This window comes from Isoptericola sp. Y581 (assembly GCF_059445475.1).
This window is the reverse complement of sequence record NZ_JCAIUK010000007.1, coordinates 99,863-118,618: the sequence shown is the minus strand read 5'-3', so window position 1 is coordinate 118,618 and position 18,756 is coordinate 99,863. Positions and strand designations below refer to the sequence as shown.

The 18,756-nt window shown below is 72.5% G+C and carries 20 protein-coding genes; 8 read left to right on the top strand and 12 right to left on the bottom strand.

The features are described 5' to 3' along the window. Nucleotides 1-154 precede the first annotated feature (154 nt). Complete coding sequence (locus AC1C2W_RS14380) at nt 155-1,441, bottom strand: ABC transporter substrate-binding protein (protein WP_495389943.1); 1,287 nt, start codon at nt 1,439-1,441, stop codon at nt 155-157. A 197-nt stretch (nt 1,442-1,638) separates the two neighbouring features. Next, nucleotides 1,639-2,493 carry an aldo/keto reductase gene (locus AC1C2W_RS14375; RefSeq protein WP_495389942.1) on the bottom strand — a complete coding sequence of 285 codons (855 nt, stop codon included), beginning with the start codon at nt 2,491-2,493 and terminating at the stop codon, nt 1,639-1,641. Nucleotides 2,494-2,773: 280 nt separating this feature from the next. Here AC1C2W_RS14375 and cspE point away from each other — a divergent pair, with 280 nt between their 5' ends. Then, complete coding sequence (gene cspE, locus AC1C2W_RS14370; RefSeq protein ID WP_495389941.1) at nt 2,774-2,977, top strand: transcription antiterminator/RNA stability regulator CspE; 204 nt, start codon at nt 2,774-2,776, stop codon at nt 2,975-2,977. A 131-nt stretch (nt 2,978-3,108) separates the two neighbouring features. Then, nucleotides 3,109-3,885: a hypothetical protein gene (locus AC1C2W_RS14365; RefSeq protein ID WP_495413460.1), complete on the top strand. Its 777-nt coding sequence runs from the start codon at nt 3,109-3,111 to the stop codon at nt 3,883-3,885. A gap of 191 nt (nt 3,886-4,076) precedes the next feature. On the opposite strand, the gene AC1C2W_RS14360 is transcribed toward AC1C2W_RS14365, so the two are convergent. Then, nucleotides 4,077-7,871 (bottom strand): TM0106 family RecB-like putative nuclease, encoded by a 3,795-nt coding sequence (locus AC1C2W_RS14360; RefSeq protein ID WP_495413459.1) that lies wholly within the window; start codon nt 7,869-7,871, stop codon nt 4,077-4,079. 102 nt (nt 7,872-7,973) lie between these two features. On the opposite strand from AC1C2W_RS14360, the gene AC1C2W_RS14355 reads away from it, so the two are divergent. Both AC1C2W_RS14355 and AC1C2W_RS14350 read left to right on the top strand, forming a co-directional pair. After that, nucleotides 7,974-8,204 carry a hypothetical protein gene (locus AC1C2W_RS14355; RefSeq protein ID WP_495413458.1) on the top strand — a complete coding sequence of 77 codons (231 nt, stop codon included), beginning with the start codon at nt 7,974-7,976 and terminating at the stop codon, nt 8,202-8,204. Between the two features lie 113 nt (nt 8,205-8,317). Then, nucleotides 8,318-9,322, top strand: coding sequence for an excalibur calcium-binding domain-containing protein (locus tag AC1C2W_RS14350; RefSeq protein ID WP_495413457.1), 1,005 nt, complete (start codon nt 8,318-8,320; stop codon nt 9,320-9,322). Between the two features lie 4 nt (nt 9,323-9,326). On the opposite strand, the gene AC1C2W_RS14345 is transcribed toward AC1C2W_RS14350, so the two are convergent. From AC1C2W_RS14345 to AC1C2W_RS14330, 4 genes are all read right to left on the bottom strand, one after another. Beyond that, on the bottom strand, nt 9,327-9,467 hold the full coding sequence (locus AC1C2W_RS14345; RefSeq protein WP_495413456.1) for a hypothetical protein: 141 nt from the start codon (nt 9,465-9,467) through the stop codon (nt 9,327-9,329). Between the two features lie 68 nt (nt 9,468-9,535). Next, nucleotides 9,536-10,006, bottom strand: coding sequence for a hypothetical protein (locus AC1C2W_RS14340; RefSeq protein ID WP_495413455.1), 471 nt, complete (start codon nt 10,004-10,006; stop codon nt 9,536-9,538). Between the two features lie 73 nt (nt 10,007-10,079). Further along, nucleotides 10,080-10,856, bottom strand: coding sequence for a hypothetical protein (locus tag AC1C2W_RS14335; RefSeq protein WP_495413454.1), 777 nt, complete (start codon nt 10,854-10,856; stop codon nt 10,080-10,082). Then, the gene (locus AC1C2W_RS14330; RefSeq protein WP_495389932.1) at nt 10,853-11,386 is read right to left on the bottom strand and encodes an RNA polymerase sigma factor; all 534 of its coding nucleotides are present in this window, start codon (nt 11,384-11,386) and stop codon (nt 10,853-10,855) included. Before AC1C2W_RS14330 ends, AC1C2W_RS14335 begins: the two co-directional genes overlap by 4 nt. Nucleotides 11,387-11,507: 121 nt before the next feature. On the opposite strand from AC1C2W_RS14330, the gene AC1C2W_RS14325 reads away from it, so the two are divergent. Beyond that, nucleotides 11,508-12,239 (top strand): hypothetical protein, encoded by a 732-nt coding sequence (locus tag AC1C2W_RS14325; RefSeq protein WP_495413453.1) that lies wholly within the window; start codon nt 11,508-11,510, stop codon nt 12,237-12,239. Between the two features lie 9 nt (nt 12,240-12,248). Then, entirely contained in the window at nt 12,249-12,674 is a 426-nt protein-coding gene (locus AC1C2W_RS14320; RefSeq protein WP_495389930.1) for a hypothetical protein, read from the top strand. 8 nt (nt 12,675-12,682) lie between these two features. On the opposite strand, the gene AC1C2W_RS14315 is transcribed toward AC1C2W_RS14320, so the two are convergent. From AC1C2W_RS14315 to AC1C2W_RS14305, 3 genes are read right to left on the bottom strand one after another with little or no spacing between them, the layout of a single operon-like run. Next, nucleotides 12,683-13,450 carry an amino acid ABC transporter ATP-binding protein gene (locus tag AC1C2W_RS14315; RefSeq protein ID WP_495390155.1) on the bottom strand — a complete coding sequence of 256 codons (768 nt, stop codon included), beginning with the start codon at nt 13,448-13,450 and terminating at the stop codon, nt 12,683-12,685. Nucleotides 13,451-13,500: 50 nt separating this feature from the next. Further along, entirely contained in the window at nt 13,501-14,451 is a 951-nt protein-coding gene (locus AC1C2W_RS14310) for an amino acid ABC transporter permease (RefSeq protein WP_495390154.1), read from the bottom strand. Between the two features lie 16 nt (nt 14,452-14,467). Further along, a complete protein-coding gene (locus AC1C2W_RS14305) occupies nt 14,468-15,397 on the bottom strand; it encodes an ABC transporter substrate-binding protein (protein ID WP_495389929.1) in 930 nt (309 codons plus the stop codon). Nucleotides 15,398-15,498: 101 nt separating this feature from the next. Here AC1C2W_RS14305 and AC1C2W_RS14300 point away from each other — a divergent pair, with 101 nt between their 5' ends. Both AC1C2W_RS14300 and AC1C2W_RS14295 read left to right on the top strand, forming a co-directional pair. Further along, the gene (locus AC1C2W_RS14300) at nt 15,499-16,374 is read left to right on the top strand and encodes an EamA family transporter (RefSeq protein WP_495389928.1); all 876 of its coding nucleotides are present in this window, start codon (nt 15,499-15,501) and stop codon (nt 16,372-16,374) included. A 55-nt stretch (nt 16,375-16,429) separates the two neighbouring features. Further along, nucleotides 16,430-16,852: a hypothetical protein gene (locus AC1C2W_RS14295; RefSeq protein WP_495389927.1), complete on the top strand. Its 423-nt coding sequence runs from the start codon at nt 16,430-16,432 to the stop codon at nt 16,850-16,852. Nucleotides 16,853-16,878: 26 nt separating this feature from the next. Here the strand turns inward: AC1C2W_RS14295 and AC1C2W_RS14290 are convergent, their stop codons facing one another. Then, complete coding sequence (locus AC1C2W_RS14290) at nt 16,879-17,046, bottom strand: methionine/alanine import family NSS transporter small subunit (protein ID WP_495389926.1); 168 nt, start codon at nt 17,044-17,046, stop codon at nt 16,879-16,881. Further along, the gene (locus tag AC1C2W_RS14285) at nt 17,043-18,623 is read right to left on the bottom strand and encodes a sodium-dependent transporter (protein ID WP_495413452.1); all 1,581 of its coding nucleotides are present in this window, start codon (nt 18,621-18,623) and stop codon (nt 17,043-17,045) included. The genes AC1C2W_RS14290 and AC1C2W_RS14285 overlap by 4 nt, the downstream gene beginning before the upstream one ends. Nucleotides 18,624-18,756: the final 133 nt, after the last annotated feature.

Here is an 18,756-nt window from a genome sequence, read left to right as displayed (position 1 = left end):
AACTACCTCGCGGGGTTCGTAACTACCTCGCGGGAATCTGGACTACCTCGGCGGACGACGACGGCCCGGGCGCTGGTTGAGCGCCCGGGCCGTCGTGCCGTGCGGTGGTGCTGTGGGGTCGCCGGTCAGGAGCTCGGCCCCGACCGCCGAGGTGTCACTCGGTGGTGCCCTCGATCTCCCGCTCGAACGTGTAGGTGTTGTCGGGGCCGTACTGGTAGATCCCGATGAACGCCGAGGACGGGTCGTTGGCGTCGTTGAGCGGCCCGATGCCGGACTTGCCGACGTAGTTGATCTCGTCGCCCGCCTCGAGCGCCTTCACGCCCTCCTCGAACGAGTTGACCTCCTTGCTGCCCTCTTCGGCACCGGAGACGGCCCGGATGTTCTTCGAGATCGTGGCGCCGTCGGTGGCGCCGCCCCTCACCGCGGCCAGCGCGGCGAGGACGGTCGCGTCGTACGACTCCGCCGAGTACGAGAAGTCGTTGAGCTCGCCGTCCTCGTTCTCGGAGTACCAGGCCTTGAGCTCCTCGCGGAACGTCTCGTCGGCCTGCGCCCCCGGCAGAGTGCCCTTGACGCCCTCGAGGGTGCCCGGGTCGAACTGGTCGCCGTAGTTGGACAGGTTCCCGTCGACGAAGTAGGTGTTCCCGGCGAAGTCCCACCCCTGCGAGACGAGCTCGTTGACGATCGCGACGGTCTCCTCGAAGGCGATGACCGAGATCGCGTCGGGCTTCTGCGCGAGCAGGTCGGTCACCTGGGCTCCGAAGTTGGTCTCACCCGGGGCGAACTCGTGGCCCTGGCCGGTGCCGCCGTAGACGACTTCGCAGCCACCGGCCTTGACGGCCTCCTCGACCACGTCGCGCAGACCGGTGCCGTATGCCTCGTTCTGCACGAGGAAACCGATCTTGCAGTGGCCGTCGTCCAGGAGGAGGGAGGCGTGCGCCGCACCCTGCACCGTGTCCGGCGGGGCCGTGCGGGCGAAGAAGTCGCCGTACCCGGAGAGGTCCGCCGCGGTGTTCGCGGGCGAGATCAGCATGACCCCGGCCTCCTCGAACGTGTCGACCACGCCGAGGGTCACCGCGGAGGACGCGGCACCGATCACGGCCGAGACGCCCTTGCCGATGAGGTCAGTCGCCGTGCTGCTCGCGACGGACAGGTCCGTGCTGTCGCCGGAGTCGCCCCACTCGACGGTGACGTCCTCGCCGAGGACACCCCCGCCGGAGTTGATGTCGTCGATCGCGAGGCCGACGCCCGCGATCTCGGGCGGGCCGAGGAACGCGAGGGTGCCGGTGACCGGGAGGATCGTGCCGATCTTCAGGGGTTCGGCCGAACCCTCGCTGCCCTCGTCGTCGCCGCCGCCGCCGTCGGAGGAGGCACAGGCGGTGAGGCCAAGGCTGAGTACCGCCGCGAGGGCGAAGCCCCGGGCGACCGTGCTGCGTCGGATCATGCTGTTCCCCTTTTGGAGGTAGGACATTCGCGCGGCTCAACACCGCATTCAGTGCCGCTGAACGTAGCGAGACTGTATGTCGCGTACGTGTCGCGCGGGTCACTCGCAACAGATCGTGACGAACCTGTTACCTGCGTCACACTGGCATATCCGGGGGCGCGCCGATAGACCCCGGAACGCGGGTCGCGACGCTCGGTTCAGTCGCGGAACTGCGTGAACGACGCCGTCGCAGGGTCGGCACCCGTGCGCCCGGCGACGCCGGACTCGAGCGCGTCGATCTGTGCCACCTGCTCCGCCGACAGCTCGAAGGTGAAGAGGTCCAGGTTGGAGGCCTGACGGTCCGCCGACAGCGACTTCGGGATCACGATGCGGCCCTGCTGCACGGCCCAGCGCAGCACCACCTGCGCCGGCGTGACGCCGAGGTCGGCGGCCGCGGTGACGACAGCGGGGGCGTCGAGGTCGGCGCCCCGCCCGAGCGGGGAGTACGCCTCCACGGCGATCCCGAGCTCACGGCAGCGCTGCTGGAGCGGCACCTGCTGGAACGTCGGGTGCACCTCGATCTGGTTCACCGCCGGGACGACGTCGGCCGCGGCGACGAGCCGGTCGAGCTGCTCCACCAGGAAGTTCGACACCCCGATCGCACGCACCGCTCCGTCGGCGAGCAGCTTCTCGAAGGCGCGCCACGTCTCGACGTACAGGTCGCGGCTCGGGACCGGCCAGTGGATCAGGTAGAGGTCCACCTGGTCGACGCCGAGCGCCCGGCGCGAGCCCTCGAACGCACGCAGCGCCGCCTCGTAGCCCTGGTCGCCGTTGCGCAACTTGGTGGTGACGAACACCTCCTCGCGCGGCAGCCCCGACGCGCGCAGCGCCGCGCCGACCCCGGCTTCGTTGTAGTAGGCGGCCGCGGTGTCGACGTGGCGATATCCCAGCTCCAGCGCCTGCTCGACGTTGGCCTGGGTGCCGTCGTCGGGAACCTGGAAGACGCCGAGGCCGACCTGCGGGATCTGGATGCCACCGGCGAGGTGGACGGGCGGGACAGGTGAGGTGGTCATGACCCCTTTCTATCGGCCGGGACGCCTGTCTGCGCCGCACGTGCTCACCCTGTGGACGTCCTGAGCGGGAACACTGGTGCCTATGCGCGCGCTCGCGTACCGTTGTGCCTGTTGCAGTGCCTCGCTCGTACCGGACGGTCATCCCGTCTGCGCCACGGTGGCCGTGTCGTCAGGATTGACGCAGCCTCCCGGCGGACCTTGGTTTCAAGAGTTGACGACGATTCACCGTGATGCGCGATCTCGACGGTCGAGGTCGTCGACACCTCTTGAAGGAGTAAGCATGGCCACCGGAACCGTGAAGTGGTTCAACAGCGAGAAGGGCTTCGGCTTCATCGCCCCCGAGGACGGCTCGGCTGACGTGTTCGTCCACTTCTCCGCGATCCAGTCCCAGGGCTACCGGTCCCTGGACGAGGAGCAGCGCGTCGAGTTCGACGTGACACAGGGGCCCAAGGGCCCGCAGGCGGAGAACGTCCGCCCGCTCTGATCTCGTCTCTCGGTCGGCTGACGCCGGCCGCGTGAGGCGCACGGCCCGTGCCCCGCTCGTCGGGGTGCGGGCCGTCGTCATTCCCGGACGAAGCATGGGAACGCGCGTCCGGCCACGGTCGTTGACCCGTCATGGGATTCCTCGACCGACTTCTCGGCAGGGCTCGCGACGAGCGCTCGTACCACGGCGTGCCCGGCCGGCCCGGGTACGAGCAGCCAGCCACGGGTGAGGCGCCCGGCAAGTACGGCTACGCGCCCGCGCCCGGGCAGCAGCCCGCCGGCCGCCCCGGCTCCGCGACCCCGGTCGCCCACCGCGACCCGGACGAGGTGGCCGTCGAGCGGTACCGCTACCTGCTGCGCACCGCCCCGCCGGACGCGGTGGAGCAGGCGCACGCGGAGGCGTTCGCCCGCCTCACGCCGGAACAGCGGCGACGCGTGCTCAGCGAGCTGGGGTCGACGGTGCCCGAGTCGGAGCGCGCGACCTCCGACGACCCGCAGTCGCTCGCCCGCATGGCGACGCGTGCGGAGATGCGCAACCCGGGCACGCTCGAGCAGTCGTTCCGCGGCCAGGGCGCGGACGGCGGCGCTCCCGGCGCCCGCGGCCTCGGCTTTGGCTCGATGGTCGGCTCGAGCCTGTTGGGCACGGTGGCCGGCGTCGTCATCGGCTCCGCCGTGGCGAACGCCATCTTCGGCCCTGCGTTCGGCGACCCCTCGCAGGACTTCGCCGGCGACGCGGGGGCCGAAGGAAGCGGGTCCGGCGGTGAGGGCGGCGACGCCGGAGCGGACGCCGGCGCCGGGGATCCCGGGTACACGGAGGCGGCGGGCGCGGACCCGGGGTACGGCGCGGACCCGGGTGGCGACGCCGGCGGGTTCGGCGACTTCGGGGGTGGCGACTTCGGCGGCTTCTGACCCTCGTCGGTCGAGCCTGTCGAGACCACGCTCCGGGTTTCGACAAGCTCACCAGCGGGGTTTCGACAGGCTCAACCAGCGGGGTTTCGACAAGCTCAACCAGCGGGGTTTCGACAGGCTCAACCAGCGGGGTTTCGACAGGCTCAACCAGCGGGGTTTCGACAAGCTCAACCAGCGGGGTTTCGACAAGCTCAACCAGCGGCGCAGAGCCCGAGGAACGCGCCGAGCCGGCCCAGGCCCTCGGCGCTGTGCGGCAGGTAGTCCGTCAGCGCCGGGGACCGTACGACGATCGCGCACCACTGCCCGCGGGAGACCGCCACGTTGATCCGGTGGCGCGAGAGCAGGAAGCCGGTGCCGCGCGGCACGTCCTGCGGGGAGGACGCGGCGAGCGTCACGATCGCCACCGGCGCCTCGGTGCCCTGGAACCGGTCGACCGTGCCGACTCGCACGCCCGCGAGCCCGGCGCCCTCGAGCGCGCGCCGCACGGCCCAGACCTGGGCGTTGTAGGCGGCGAGCACCACGACGTCGCGCGGCTCCAGGGGCCGTGCCGGCTCCCCGGCGCCGGGTACCCAGGCGCGGCCGACGATCTCGGTCACCTGCCGCACCACTTCTGCGGCCTCCTGGGGCGAGGCGACGCCGTTGCCGGAGTGCTCCACGGGCACGTGGTGGACACCGGGGGCCACGCCCTCCAGCCGCCGGCCGGACGCGGTGTCGTGGGCGCGCAGCCGCCCCTCGTAGGCAAGCTGGGACACCGCCTCGCACAGCTCGGGGTGCATACGCCACGACCGCGCCAGGAAGTACCCGAGCCCGGGCGGGAGCACATCGTGCCCATCCGCGAGCCACCCGAGCGCCGACCGGTCCACGGGCTCCGGGTGCCGGCCCCGGCTGACCTGCGGCAGCTGCTGCGGGTCGCCCAGGAGCAGCAGCCGCTGTGCCGACCGAGCTACGGCGATCGTGGACGCGAGGGAGAACTGCCCGGCCTCGTCCACCACCAGCAGATCGAGCCCGCCCTCGGGCCAGCGGTCCGGGTGCGCGAAGTCCCAGGCCGTTCCCCCGACCACGCTCGGACCATGCCTCGAGAACTCCGCCAGGTCCTCCCCCGGCAGCTCGGCGCAGACGGCCGTGGGCGACGGGCCGTCGGCCTGCCGCTTCTTGGCGACGCGCTCGGCGGGCACACCGGCCTTCTCGACGACGGCACGCAGCATGTTCTCGACGGCGGCGTGCGACTGCGCCACGACGCCCACCCGCCAGCCCTCCGCGACGAGCGCGGCGATCACGTGCGAGCCCACGTGCGTCTTGCCGGTGCCGGGCGGGCCCTGCACTGCGAGGTAGGAGCGGTCGAGGTCGCGCGTCGCGGTCAGGATCGCGGTCGTGAAGTCGTCGTCGACGACGTCGGGCAGCGCGCCCCCGCCGGCCACGCGCGGGGGGCGTCGGCGCAGCAGGTCCGTGGCCGGGCCGTCGGGCAGCGTGCGGTCGGCGTCCCAGCGCGAGAGCGCCGCCTGCGCCACGTCCTCGAGCGCCTGCTCCTGCGGGTCTGCGCGCGGCCCGCTCGACGGCGTGAGCGCCATCGGCAGCTCCGGGAAGGTCTCGGCGCCCACGCGTACCTGCTCGCGCAGCACCAGCACGTCCCGCTCGCCGCCGGGCGTCTCACGACGCGAGGCCTCGAGGATCAGCCCGCCCCCGTGGAAGCCCCGCACCGCGTTGGCCGGGACGGTCGCCGCGGCCGGCGCCGGCGCGTCGTAGAGCACGAACGGCGCCGCCCCCACCACGAGCTCGGACCCCTCGGGCAGCCGCCCGACCAGCTCCATGACGCGCGACGACGCGCGCCGCCCGTCTTCGACCGCCCAGTCCTGGACCACCGTGGCGCGTTCCACGTGGAACGTGTTGCGGCGACCCTGCCACTCGTCCGTCGGCAGCTCGAGCCGGGAGTAGTGCTCGTGCCAGAACGGCTTGCTCTCCCGGCGCCAGTAGCCCAGCGATGCCCCGATCATCGCCAACCCCTGGGCCTCGTCGTCCCGGATGCCACGGTCCTCGCCGGCCCGCTCCCGGATCTCGGCCTCCAGCGCGAGCCGCCGCTCCCGTGCCTCGCGGGCCGCCGCCTGCCGCGGCGTCTCCTCGGCGGGGGGCATGGTCTCGACAGGCTCGACCGACGAGTCGGGGGGCATGGTCTCGACAGGCTCGACCGACGAGTCGGGGGGCATGGTCTCGACAGGCTCGACCGACGAGTCGGGGGGCATGGTCTCGCCGGGCTCGACCGACGATGCCGCGTCGACGACGTCGGCCGCGCCACGCAGCCAGTCCAGCAGCCGCAGCGTGGAGAGGCAGTCGTAGCGGTTGTAGTCGGCGATGCCGCGCAGCAGGGCGTCGGCCTCCTCCGTCCGCCCGGCGTCGCGCAGTGCCGTGAACTCGGCGTACGCCACGACGGACGCCGCCGCGGTGGTGACGTCGCCCGAGCGCAGCTCGTCGCCCAAGTACAGCGGCTCGAGCTTCTTGATGGACTTGGACCGGTTCGAGATCCGCAGCGAGGACCGGACGACGGCGTAGAGGTCCACGAGCACGCCGTCGCGCAGCAGCTGGTCCACCTCCTCCTCGTACACCCCGTGCCGGGCGGCGATGGACAGCAGGTGCACGCGCTCGTACGACGCGTAGTGGTAGACGTGCAGGTCCGGGTACCGGCGCCGACGGTCGGCGAGGTAGTCGACGAAGTCGATCAGCGCCTGCCGCTCCTGGGGCAGGTCGTGCGCCCAGAAGGCGCGGAACGGCGGCGCGCCGCCATCGGACATGCCGTCGGACGCCGGGCGCTCGACCAGCCCGAAGAGGTAGTCGAGGCCGGTCTGCGCGCCCCATTGCTCGCCCTGCGGGTCCGACCACAGGGGGTCGCCCTCGAAGTCGAAGAACACGTCGCCCGGGCTGGGCGGCGGCAGCCGGCGCACGAGCGAGGTGTCCGGGAGCGACCACCGGATGGTGGCGGGCCGGCCGTGGTCGTCGTACGCGACCTCGCCGTCGCCGGGGCTGGTGCCGAGCTGGAGCCGTGCCTGGTCGCGCAGCCGCTCGAAGCTCCGGGCGGGCATGCCCGCGGGCGGCTCCTCGGCCGCGGCGAGGGCGTCGATCGTCGTGATCCCGCCCGCGACGAGCCGCTCCCGCTGCGCCTCGTAGACGCCGCCGACGAGGAGCACGTCGCGGTGGGCGGCCGCCTGCTCCGCGCACGCGGCGCAACGCCCGCAGGCGGTGAACCGCTCGTCGCCCCAGGCGAGCGGGCCGTCGTCGGCCCGGTGCTCGGCCACGACGGTGCGCAGCCGAGCGCTCCGCTGGTGCAGCACGGGCAACAGCTCGGCCAGGCGGTGGCTGGTGGTGACGCGCGTGCCGAGCACGAGGTGCACGGCGTCGGTCGGGTCCACGTGGGCCGCCACGAGCTGGTCGGCGTACGCGGCGAGCTGGAGCAGCGCCGTCACCTTGGCCCGGCGCGCGAGCTTCGTGTCGAGGACGGCGTAGCGCGGCATCGCCGCCGCGGCGTGCCCGCCCGGGCGTCCCGGCCCGACCTCGGGGTCGCCCAGCGGGTCGCGCAGCAGGAAGTCGGCGCGACCGTGGAAGTCGCCGTCGAAGAACGTCGCCTGCGAGACGACGTCGGCCCCCGCCGCGATCGCCGCGAGCGTGGCGCCGTGCGCGGCCTCGAGCTGGTCGCGCGTCGGGCGCCCGACCGGCGGCACCTCGACGACTCCCCCGCCACCGCCCGGAGCGGCACGCCCGTACCGGGCCACGTAGTCGTCGAGCACCCGGCGCTCGTGCGCGGCGCCGAGCGCCGCCGTCCGGGCGAGCATCGCGTCGTCCTCGTGCTCGCTCCGCGGGACGCGTCCGAGCAGCTCGTCGAGGCGGTGCAGCAGCCGGAACTCGCACTCGGCGGCCACGACGAGGTCGCTCGCGGAGTGCACCACGGTGGGCTCGGCCGTGAGCGTGGAGGTGGGCAGAGCCGCGTCCAGGAGGAACATGCCCCCGGTCTACCAGCGGCGACCGACACCGCCGCGCCACCCGCCTTCCAGCACGCGATCCCTCGCGGCATCGGGATCGGCCTCTCGTCTGCCCGGCTCGAGGTGCAGCGCATCGCTGGGGCGCGCGCGACCTGGCCGGGCCGACGGGCGTACCCCGTCGCGTACGCCGGGTTCCGGGCGCCCCCGGTGGTGGCGGCGGTCACACCGCCGTTCACGACGGCGAAGCTCTTCAGCGTCCCCGTGGTGCTCGGCGTCGTCGCGACCGGCGTCGTCGTGGCGCACTACCGCAGCACCTCCCGGGGGGCCGACACCGGTGTGCAGCCCCCGGCCTGACGAGCCGGCGGGGACCTCTCTCCATCGTAGGGCGGTGGTCGCGCGACGGCCGACATGGACCGGAGCGCCCGGTTTCCGCCATAGTAGGGGCCGCTCGACGACGGAGGAGTGTCATGGCAGTGCGTTTCAACCCGCCCCCGGGGTGGCCGGTGCCCCCGGGGTTCCGGCCCGACGCCGGGTGGGGCCCCGACCCTGCGTGGCCGCCCGCGCCCCCCGGGTGGGACTACTGGGTCGACGACCAGGCGGCCGCACGCCCGGCCCGCCCCGAGTCGCCGGCCGAGGCGACCACGATCATGGCGCCCATCCGCGCCGCGGCCTCCGCCCCGTCCGCGACGCCGCCGCCCGCCGCGACCGTGACGTACGGCGAGCCGGTCGCGACGCTCGCGCCGCCGCCTCCCCCGCCGCCGCCGGCGGTGCCTTCCGTCGGCCCGCTCGGCGGCTCGCTGGAGGGCGGTCGCGAGTCGGCCTCGCCGGTCTCGGCGGCGCTGCGCACCGTGGGCGACAAGCTCCGCGACGCCGGCGACCGCCGCAGCGCGCAGCGCGCGCAGCGCGCGCAGGAGGCCGCCGCGGCCGCCGCGGCCGCTGGCGCGCCACCCCGCGCCGGGGCGACGCGCACCGCCAGGCCCGCGCGCCCGTCGAGCATGCTCATCACCGGCGTGGCCGTGGCCTGCCTCGCCTTCGGCTGCATCCTCGGGGTCACGGTCTCGATGATGCGGAGCTCCGACGCCGCGCAGGCGCTCGTCGACGCCGACCGCAAGGTCGCCGCGGCCGAGGCGAAGGAGGCCGAGGCCACCGAGGCGAACGAGAAGCTGGTCGCCCAGCGGGCCGACGTCGAGAAGCGTGAGCAGGAGCTGAAGGAGCGGGAGAAGGCGGCCGAGGCCCAGGAGACCGAGCTCGCCTCCAAGCAGCAGCAGCTCGCCGACCAGCAGTCGCAGGCCGACCAGCAGCAACAGGAACAACAGCAGCAGGAGGAGCCTCAGGAGGGCGCCGCGTGGTTCTACTGGGACTGCAACGCCGCGCGCGAGGCCGGCGCCGCCCCCATCCAGAACGGCCAGCCCGCCTACCGCGGCGCGCTCGACGCCAACGGCAACGGCATCGCCTGCGAGGAAGGGGAATAGGCCCTCAGCGCGTCCAGGGCAGGCGCAGCTGCCCGGCGACCAGCTCCACCAGGCGCACCGAGTCCGCGTCGGCGGGTTCGAGCCCGATGACGTCGCGCTCGGCGGCCGAGAGGTCGCCCGGGCAGTAGGCGCGTTTGACGTGCACCGCGACGTCGTCCTTCGCCGGGTCCGCGCACGCGAGCTCGATGGGCTCCCCCGCCGGTTCCCAGTAGCTCAGTGCGACGTCGGCCTTCTCGCCCTCGCAGGTCGCGGTAGCGGCGCGGCACGAGGGTCGAAGGCGATCGTGCGTTCCGCCGCGAAGGAGACGTCGGGCTCCTCCGGCACGACCACCCGGTCGGCCCACATCACGATCGGCGTGACGGTCTCCCTGCGCCAGGTCACGTCGACGAGCCGCGGGACGCACGCGCTCACGGGCTCGGGCTCGGGCGCGGCCGACGTGATCGCCGTCGCGGGCCCGACGCGGTAGGTACGTTCGAACGTCTGCTGCACCAGCTCCTCGGCACGGTGCCGGTCGCCGCACAGCAGGTAGGCGGTGCGGTGCAGCGGGTCTGCCGCCGCGGCCATGAACGCCGTGAACTCGGCGTTGCGGTTCGCGTGCGTCACGCGCACGTCGACGAACGGCACGTCGTGCCGCCGGTCGGGCAGGGCACCGGCGGCAGCGGCGGCGTCGCTCGTGGTGGTCACGACCGGTACACGCAGCAACCGCCGCGAAGGTTCCACCGGGTTGCGACGACGTCGGGCAGGGTCGCGGCCGACCTCAGCCGATCGTGACCCTCGCCGTCGCGCCGTCGGTGAACGTCACCTCGGCGGTGTCGCCGAGCGACGCCTCGCCCGGCGCCCAGGCCGCCCACCAGCCGTCCTGCACGGTCGCACGGACCCGTTCGCCGGACTCGTCCACGAGCTCGACGCCGACGACGTCGGCGCCGGCCTGTCCGTACGCCGAGCTGAGCGCGCCGTCGCCCGTGTCGCCCTCGGACCACGAGGCCGTGCCGGACTGCAGGGAGGTCACCTCGCGCGCGCCGGGCTCCGCCGGCGCGGACTCCAGCACCGCGTCGCCCGTCACGACATCGCTCGCGCCCGACGCCTGGGTCGTGACCAGGCACTCCCCGACCGCCGTGTCGCCGGTGAGCAGCACGTAGGTGTAGTCGCCACGCTCCTCGGCGAGCACCGGGCTGATCGGTACGTCCGCGACCTGCGGCCCGTCCGCGCCCTCGGAGATCTGGTGCGCACTCGTGTCGCACGCGGAGGCCCGCTCGGTGGCGTCGGCGGCGGACAGCACGGTGGGGGTCGCCGTCCAGCTCGCGTACGCGGCGGGCGCGCCCAGGTCGGTCACGGTCGCCACGACCGCGACCACCACGACGGCCGCCGCAGCGGCCCCCGCGAGGACGGCCGGGCGCGGGGTGCGCCGGATCGGCGTCGCCGACCGCGGCGAGCCGAGGATGGCCAGCAGGGCCTCGTCGTCGGCCCGGCCGGGGGCCTCGATGTCGTGTGCGGGGTCGAGGCCGGCGAGCTCGACCATCATCGGGGACTTCATCGCGCCTCCTGGAGCTTCTGCAGCACGCTGGCCGTGTCGGCCGGCAGGCCGGAGAAGGCCAGCAGCCGCTTGCGGGCCCTGGTCAGACGGACGGAGAAGGTGGAAGGCCGGCACCCGAGGACGCGCGCGCCCTCCACGGTGGTGAGCCCGTCCCACGCGACCAGCGCGATGACCTCTCGGTCGGCGTCGGAGAGCATCCCCCACGCGCGCCGCAGGTCGGCCCGGTCGGCCGCGAGATCGGCGGTGCCTTGCTTGGCCGGCTCGGGCTCGCGCTCGAGCCGGACGCCGAGCGCCCGCCAGCGCCCGTGGGTGCGCAGGTGGGTGGCCAGCACGTTCCGGGCGACGCCGAACAACCACGGCTTCGGGTCGTCGGGAACGTCGGCGAGCCGGCGCCACGCGACCAGGAAAGTCTCGGAGACGACGTCGTCCACGAGGGCGGGATCCACCCGGCGCGCCACGAATCTCGTGACCGCCTCGTGCTGATCCACCCACATCTGCGTCAGCAGCTCGCGGGCACGTGCGTCGTCCACCTCAGACCCTTCCGTCCTACCACTGGAGTTGCCGGCAACCCCCCGAGTGCTACACGGTAGTCATCGCGAGGGGTCGACGACGGTGCCGCCACAGCGCGCCGGAGCCCAACCAAGGAGTGACATGAGCCGAGGCAGAACCGTCCACAGAAACATCGCCGCAGGTCTGGGCGTCACCGTGCTGGCGTTGGGGCTGTCGCTCGGCGCCGCGACAACGTCACAGGCCACAACCGGTGCGTCCGAGCAGGTGGAGAACCTCCCCGGGGTGCCCGCGCCCGGCAGCGCCGCGAGCGACTGGGAGGCCTGGGCCGCGCAGGAGCGGGCCGACGCCGAGGCCACCGACTGGGAGGCCGACGCTGCCGCCCGCGGGTGCACGCTGAAGGACGTCACGATCTCCGACGAGGTCGACGCCGACTACAACGCCGCGATGGGCGCCCCCGCCGACCTGGCCACGCACCGCGTGGACCTCCTGGAGAGCTGCGACGACACGGCGACGAAGGCCGCCGGGGCAGCCGGCGCCTCGCCCCTCAGCCTCCCCGCGGGCGACCAGTGCGAGACGACGTCGGGCCCCGGCACCATGTGCCTCACCAAGAGCAGCGGGCGCATCTACGCGTCGTGGAAGTACCGCGGGTCCGGCTCGGTGCGCGGCTTCGTGCGCATCTACCGCGTCTCCTCGAGCGCGAACGGCTGCCCCACCGGCACCACCTGGCTCACGGGCGGCAGCGCCACCTGGGACAGCGGCGACACCCGCACCATCTCCAAGACCCGCACGTCGGCCGGCGGCTACTCCGCGCACATCTGGAAGAAGGTCACCATCGGCCACAAGGACTGGGGTGGCGCCTGCGCCACGCTCTGAGGCTGATCGGTGACCAGCGACCAGCTCGGGGTGGCGATCTTCTGCCTGTGGACGGCGGTACTCCTCGCCGTCCCTGCGGCCACGGTCGTCCTCGCCCTGCGTCGGTACGGGCGCCTGACCCCCACTCAGCTGGCCGTGACCGGGGCGGCCACCGCCGTGCTGGCGGTCGGGTGGTGGCTCAGCCTGTCGCCCGTCGTCGTGGACGGGACCACGTGCATGTCGGGGTCGGCCGCTGCCGGGCTCCTGGACGACAGCCTCGACATGACCGACCAGGCGATCCCCGAGGCCGCGCGGCTCGCGTGCCGTGGCCTGGCGCGACAGATCGTCGGCGGGTGGGCCGCCGCCGGGGCAGCCGCCTTCGCCCTGTGGTTCGTCACCCTGGTCCGCAAGCCGCGGCGGACACCCGCGTCCCCGGCCGTGGGGGCCGCCTCCTGACGACGGCCTCAGAGCACGTGTGCGAGGAAGTCCTGCAGCCGCGGCTCGTTGGGGTTGTCCAGCACGTCGGCGGGTGAGCCCTCCTCGACGATCGCGCCGTCGTCCATGAAGACGACGTGGTCGGCGACCTCGCGGGCGAAGCCGATCTCGTGCGTCACGACGATCATCGTCATGCCGGACCGCGCCAGGTCCTGCATGACCGCGAGCACCTCGCCCACCAGCTCCGGGTCGAGCGCGGAGGTGGGCTCGTCGAAGAGCATGAGCTCCGGGTCCATCGCGAGCGCCCGCGCGATGGCGACGCGCTGCTGCTGGCCGCCGGACAGCTGCGCCGGGTAGAACTGCGCCCGGTCGCCGAGGCCCACCCGGTCCAGCAGCTCGAGGGCTCTGCGCCGGGCCTCCGCCCGGGACAGCCCGCGCACCTGCACGGGCGCCTCCATGACGTTCTCCAGCGCCGTCTTGTGCGGGAACAGATGGAAGCGCTGGAAGACCATCCCGATCCGGGAGCGCTGCTTGGCGATCACCTTGGGGTGCAGGCGGTGCAGCACGCCCTTGGCGTCGCGGCGGTAGCCCATGAGATCGCCGTCCACCTGGACGGAGCCGGCGGTGATCTCCTCGAGCTCGTTGACGCAGCGCAGCAGCGTGGACTTGCCGGAGCCGGACGGCCCGAGGACGACGGTGACGGAGCCGCGCGCGACGTCGAGGTCGATGCCCTTGAGCACGTGGACGGCGTCGTGGCCGCGGCCGAACACCTTGTGCACGTCGCGCACCTCGACCATCGGTTCCTGAGCCTGTCGAAGGGCGACAGGCTCGACCGGCGAAGATCCGGTCACGGGGTCACCTCCAGGAAGGGGTCGTCCTTGGTGGTGCCGGACGCGCCGATGAGAGCCTGCTTGCTGGGCCTGCCCCCGCCGCGCGGGCCGCGACCGCCGCGGCGACGGGTCGCGCCGCCGTCGAACCCGCGGCCGTAGTACCGCTCCAGGTAGTGCTGGCCGATCATGAGGACCGACGTGATGAGCAGGTACCAGAGCGCGGCGACGATGAGCAGCGGGATGGGCTGGAAGATGCGGTTGCCGATCGCGTTGGTGGCGTAGGTGAGCTCCAGCGTGAACGGCACGGCCAGCACCAGCGACGTCGTCTTGAGCATGGAGATCGTCTCGTTGCCGGTGGGCGGCACGATGACGCGCATCGCCTGCGGCAGCACGATACGGCGCAGGATCTTGCCGTCCTTCATGCCCAGCGCCTTGGCGGCCTCCGTCTGGCCCGGGTCCACCGACGAGAGGCCGGCGCGCACGATCTCCGCGAGGTAGGCCGACTCGTTGAGCGCGAGGCCGAGCAGCGCCGCCCAGAACGCCGTGATGACGTCCTGCGTGGTGAACGTGAGGAACTCCGGGCCGAACGGCACGCCCAGGCTCAGGCGCGGGTACAGCACCGACAGCAGGCCCCAGAACACCAGCTGGGTGTAGATCGGGGTGCCGCGGAAGAACCAGATCCAGAACCAGGACACCCCGCGCATCACGGGGTTGTCGCTGCGCCGCATCACGGCGAGCATCACCGCCAGCACGATGGCGAGCACCATCGAGCCGAACGTCAGGACGAGCGTCCAGCCCACGCCGCGCACGACGACGACGTCGCGCAGGTAGAGCCAGACGGTGTCCCAGCGGAATTTTGGGTTGGTGACGAGCGCGTTGACCGCCATCGCCACGAGGACGAGGACGATCGCGGCCGACACCCACCGGCCCGGCCGGGGGACCGGCCGGGCGTGGAGGGGTTCGGGCATCTGGTCGGGCACAGACTCAGCCTGCCGGGTTCAGCTCGGCCGTGTCGAGCACGGCCGCGCCGGAGCCCCAGGTGTCGGCCACCTGGGCGAGCACGCCGTCATCCATGAGCTTCTGCAGCCCGGCCTGCACGGCCCGGGCGAGCTCGGTGTCGCCCTTCGCGACGACGGCGCCGTACGGGGCGGCGTCCGTGACCTCGCCGAGCTCCTCGACGGTGCCGCCCGTCTGCTCGACGGCGTAGGCGATGATCGGCGAGTCGGCGTACATCGCCTGCAGCTTGCCGCCCGTGAGGTTGGTGGTGACATCGGCCTGCGAGTCGTAGGGCAGCACGTCCACGGCGTCCTCGCCCTTGTCGGTGCACTCCTGGCTGATGGCCGCGAGCTCGTCCTGCTGGATGGTGCCGGTCTGCACGCCCACGGTGACGCCGCAGAGCTCGTCGGGCGATACGCCCTCGGGGTTCCCCTTCGCCACTGCGAACTGCGAGCCGGCGGTGAAGTAGCTGACCATGTCGACCGTCTTCAGCCGCTCGGGGGTGACGGTGAAGGCGGAGAAGCCGACCTCGTACTTGGAGCCGATCGCCGGGATGATCGAGTCGAAGCCGGCGTTCTGCACCTCGAGCTCCAGCCCCATCGTCTTCGCGAGCGCCGTCGCGATGTCGATGTCGAGGCCGACCGGCGTCGTGCCGTCGGCGTCGACGAACTCCACCGGCGCGTACTCGAGGTTGGAGCCGACGCTGAGCTTGCCGTCCTCGGCCACGGCCTCGGGGACCAGCGCGGCGATCCCGTCGTCCTTCTCGATGGCGTCGAGGTCGACCGCGGCGGCCGACGCGCTGTCGGAGGCGGCCGGGTCAGATCCGAGGTCCTGCGAGGCCGTGGTGCAGCCGGTGAGGGCGAGGGCGGCGACGGCCGAGGTGACGACGGTCGCCACGAGGGCGGGGCGGGTGCGCATGATGGGCTCCGGGGGTGGTGCGACTGGTCAATGCATGATTATTCCGCCGATTGCATGATTCTCCAAACCGGCTGGTGACGGGTGCGGGTACCGTCGGCGCGATGTCCACCACCTCGCTCGCCCTCGTCCTGGCCGCCGCGGTCCTCCACGCGGTGTGGAACGTGGCCGCCAAGCGCGTGGTCGGGGACTCGCGCGTCTTCGTGTGGCTGTACGGCACTGCGTCGGCGGTGCTGTGGCTGCCCGTCGGGCTGGTCATCCTCGCGCGCGAGGGCTGGCCGGACATGGGGGCACTGGTCGGCGCCGCCGCGGTCTCGGGCGTGCTGCACAACCTCTACGGCGTCGTGCTGAACACCGGCTACAGCCGTGCCGACCTCGGGATCGTCTACCCGACGGCGCGCGGGACGGGGCCCTTGCTCACGATGGCGGTCGCGCTCGTCTTCCTCGGCGAGCACGTCGACACGATCCACGTGGTCGGCGGCCTGGTCGTCATCGCCGGCGTGGCGGTGGTCGCGAGCTCCGGCGCCTCCGGGGTGGACGCGGCCCGCGGCCTCGTCGGCGTGCGCTGGGGGCTCGCCACCGGCACCGCCATCGCCGCCTACACGCTGTGGGACGGCCACGCCGTCACCTCCCTGGGCCTTGATCCCGTGGCCTACTTCGCGTTCAACGCGGTCTGGCAGTCGCTCACGCTCGCCCCGATCCTGCGGGACCGGGGACGGCGGGCCGAGGTGGTCCGCATGAGCCGGCGGCACGTCAAGGAGATCGTCCTCGTCGCCGTCCTGTCGCCACTGGCCTACATCCTGGTGCTCGTCGCGATGCAGACGACCCCCGTCGCCCTCGTCGCCCCGGCCCGCGAGTCGAGCATCGTCATCGGCACGCTGCTGGCGTGGTGGCTCTTCCGCGAGCAGCGCCCGGCGGTCAAGATCGTGGGGTCGCTCGTCGTGCTGGGCGGGATCGTGCTCCTGTCGCTCCCGGCGTGACATCTCACCCTCCGTCCGACATGCCGGGCACCGAGGGCGTCCCTATGCTCCGAGCATGATCAGATTCCTCGCCCGGATGGCGGCCTTCCTGCTCGCGGCCGCGGTGGGCATCCTGCTGACCGCGTGGATCTTCGTGTCGTTCGACCTGGAGACCTTCTCCATCAACTGGTCCGAGCCCCTGGGCTTCGTCCTCGCGGTCGTCATCTTCGCGCTGGCGCAGGCGATCATCGCGCCGTTCCTCGCGAGCGTCGCACGCAACAGCGCGCCCGCGTTCCTCGGCGGCGTCGGCCTGGTCTCGACGTTCGTCGCGCTGATCGTCGCCGTCCTCATCACCGACGGCCTCGAGATCTCCGGCGTCGCCGGCTGGATCATCGGCCCGGTCATCGTGTGGGTGTTGGGCATGATCGCGGCGTTCCTGCTGCCGTTCGTGCTGCTCAAGAAGGGCACGGAGAAGGTCCGCGAGAACCGCGCGGACTGACCGCCTTCGGTGGCCTGCGGCATCTGTCAGGTGTCGCGCTCGGGGATGGCCTCGTCCTCGCGGTGGTCGTCGTCGCCGCCGGGCGGGAAGTCCCCCCGCTCCGGACGTGCGCGCAGGGCGACGATGCTGACGACCAGCCCGCCCCAGATGATCACGAGGGACAGGACCATGAGAGCGATCGCGGGGCCGGTCATCGCGAGGCCTCCTTCGTCGCGGCGGCCACCGGCGGGTACGGCGGCCACGGGGTGAACACGTCCGGGCTGCGCTTCCACCGCGTCGCGGTCAGGACGACGGCGCCGGCCACGATCACCACGATCGTGCCCCACCCCGCATACAGCAGGTAGCCCTCGTCGTAGTCCTCGTAGGGGTTCTGGACGAGGTCCACGATGCGCGAGACCAGCATGTACGCCAGCACGGCGGGTACGACCGCCCCCACGCACACGTACCACCAGCGGCCCACCTGGAACGTCGAGATCGCGTTCATGTGGTACCTCAGCTCGGGGCCGGTACGCAGCACCCAGACGAGGAAGATGCACATGAGCACGGCGGACGCGACGATGCCGACGTTGTTGGACCAGTTGTCGATAGTGTCCAGCGCGATGAGGCCGGTCGTCGTGGAGAACCCGACGATCGACAGCACGGCCGCCACGATCCCGATGCCGACGACGGCGCCGCGGCGGGTCAGGCCGAACTTCTCCTGGAACGACGCGGAGACCACCTGCAGGATCGAGATCAGCGACGTGAACCCGGCCATCGTCAGCGACCCGAAGAACAGGGCGCCGAACAGGGCGCCGGCCGGCATCTGGGAGACCACGGCGGGGAAGGTGATGAAGGACAGCGTGGGCCCCGAGATGCCCTCGATATCGGCCACGGCCACGCCCTGCTCGTGCGCCAGGAAGCCGAGGGCGGCGAACACGCCGATGCCGGCGAGCATCTCGAACCCGGAGTTGGAGAACGCCACCACGAGCCCCGGGGACGTCAGGTTGGCCCGGCGCTTCCGGTAGGAGGCGTAGGTGATCATGATGCCGAAGGCGACGGAGAGGGAGAAGAAGATCTGCCCGTAGGCGGCGATCCACACGTTCGGGTCGCTCAGCGCGCCCCAGTCCGGCGTGAACAGCGCGTTCAGCCCGTCGGTCGCGCCGTCGAGGAAGACGGCCCGTACGACCAGCACCGCGAATGCGATCACCAGCAGCGGCAGGAACACCACGTTCGCCTTCTCGATGCCCTTGGCCACACCGCCCGCGAGGACGGCGATCGTGGCGACCCAGACCAGCACCAGCGGGATCAGCACGGCCGGGACGAAGTCGAGGGAGAACCAGGCCCCGCCGTTCGCGGTGTCCGACAGCTGGAGGTACTCGCCGGTGAAGAAGCCCGCCGTGTCGTCGCCCCACCGCAGGTCGAACGAGTAGACGAAGAAGCTGAGCGCCCACGCGATGATCGCCGCGTAGTAGATGGAGATGACGAAGCAGATCATCACCTGGAACCAGCCGAGGCCCTCCAGCCACCGCCGCACCCGGCGCAGCGCCGTCGGGGGGCCGCCGCGGAAGCGGTGGCCCAGCGCGTAGTCGAGGAAGAGGATCGGGATGCCCGCGGTCAGCAGCGCGATCACGTAGGGCACCAGGAAGGCGCCACCGCCGTTCTCGTACGCGACGCCGGGGAACCGCCAGATGTTGCCCAGGCCCACGGCGGAGCCGATCGCGGACAGGATGAACCCCAGCTGCCCGCTGAACTGCTCACGGGGGGGCTGGGTATCTGTGGATGTTGCGCTCACGGGTGACGAACCTCCATGGTGCTCACCGTCGCGTCAGACGTGTCTCACCGCCGATGGTCCCTCAGAATCGTCGATCGAGCCTGTCGAGACCAGGGTTTCGACAGGCTCAACCAGCGGGGAGTGGTCGACAGGC

Bases quoted from the DNA above. Each gene is read 5' to 3' on its own strand.
- AC1C2W_RS14335 (WP_495413454.1), bottom strand. From the start codon at position 10,856: ATGAAGTCCCCGATGATGGTCGAGCTCGCCGGCCTCGACCCCGCACAC.
- AC1C2W_RS14375 (WP_495389942.1), bottom strand. From the start codon at position 2,493: ATGACCACCTCACCTGTCCCGCCCGTCCACCTCGCCGGTGGCATCCAG.
- AC1C2W_RS14360 (WP_495413459.1), bottom strand. From the start codon at position 7,871: ATGTTCCTCCTGGACGCGGCTCTGCCCACCTCCACGCTCACGGCCGAG.
- AC1C2W_RS14310 (WP_495390154.1), bottom strand. From the start codon at position 14,451: ATGCCCGAACCCCTCCACGCCCGGCCGGTCCCCCGGCCGGGCCGGTGG.
- AC1C2W_RS14325 (WP_495413453.1), top strand. From the start codon at position 11,508: ATGAGCCGAGGCAGAACCGTCCACAGAAACATCGCCGCAGGTCTGGGC.
- AC1C2W_RS14290 (WP_495389926.1), bottom strand. From the start codon at position 17,046: ATGACCGGCCCCGCGATCGCTCTCATGGTCCTGTCCCTCGTGATCATC.
- AC1C2W_RS14365 (WP_495413460.1), top strand. From the start codon at position 3,109: ATGGGATTCCTCGACCGACTTCTCGGCAGGGCTCGCGACGAGCGCTCG.
- AC1C2W_RS14295 (WP_495389927.1), top strand. From the start codon at position 16,430: ATGATCAGATTCCTCGCCCGGATGGCGGCCTTCCTGCTCGCGGCCGCG.
- AC1C2W_RS14305 (WP_495389929.1), bottom strand. From the start codon at position 15,397: ATGCGCACCCGCCCCGCCCTCGTGGCGACCGTCGTCACCTCGGCCGTC.
- AC1C2W_RS14315 (WP_495390155.1), bottom strand. From the start codon at position 13,450: ATGGTCGAGGTGCGCGACGTGCACAAGGTGTTCGGCCGCGGCCACGAC.
- AC1C2W_RS14300 (WP_495389928.1), top strand. From the start codon at position 15,499: ATGTCCACCACCTCGCTCGCCCTCGTCCTGGCCGCCGCGGTCCTCCAC.
- cspE (WP_495389941.1), top strand. From the start codon at position 2,774: ATGGCCACCGGAACCGTGAAGTGGTTCAACAGCGAGAAGGGCTTCGGC.
- AC1C2W_RS14380 (WP_495389943.1), bottom strand. From the start codon at position 1,441: ATGATCCGACGCAGCACGGTCGCCCGGGGCTTCGCCCTCGCGGCGGTA.
- AC1C2W_RS14350 (WP_495413457.1), top strand. From the start codon at position 8,318: ATGGCAGTGCGTTTCAACCCGCCCCCGGGGTGGCCGGTGCCCCCGGGG.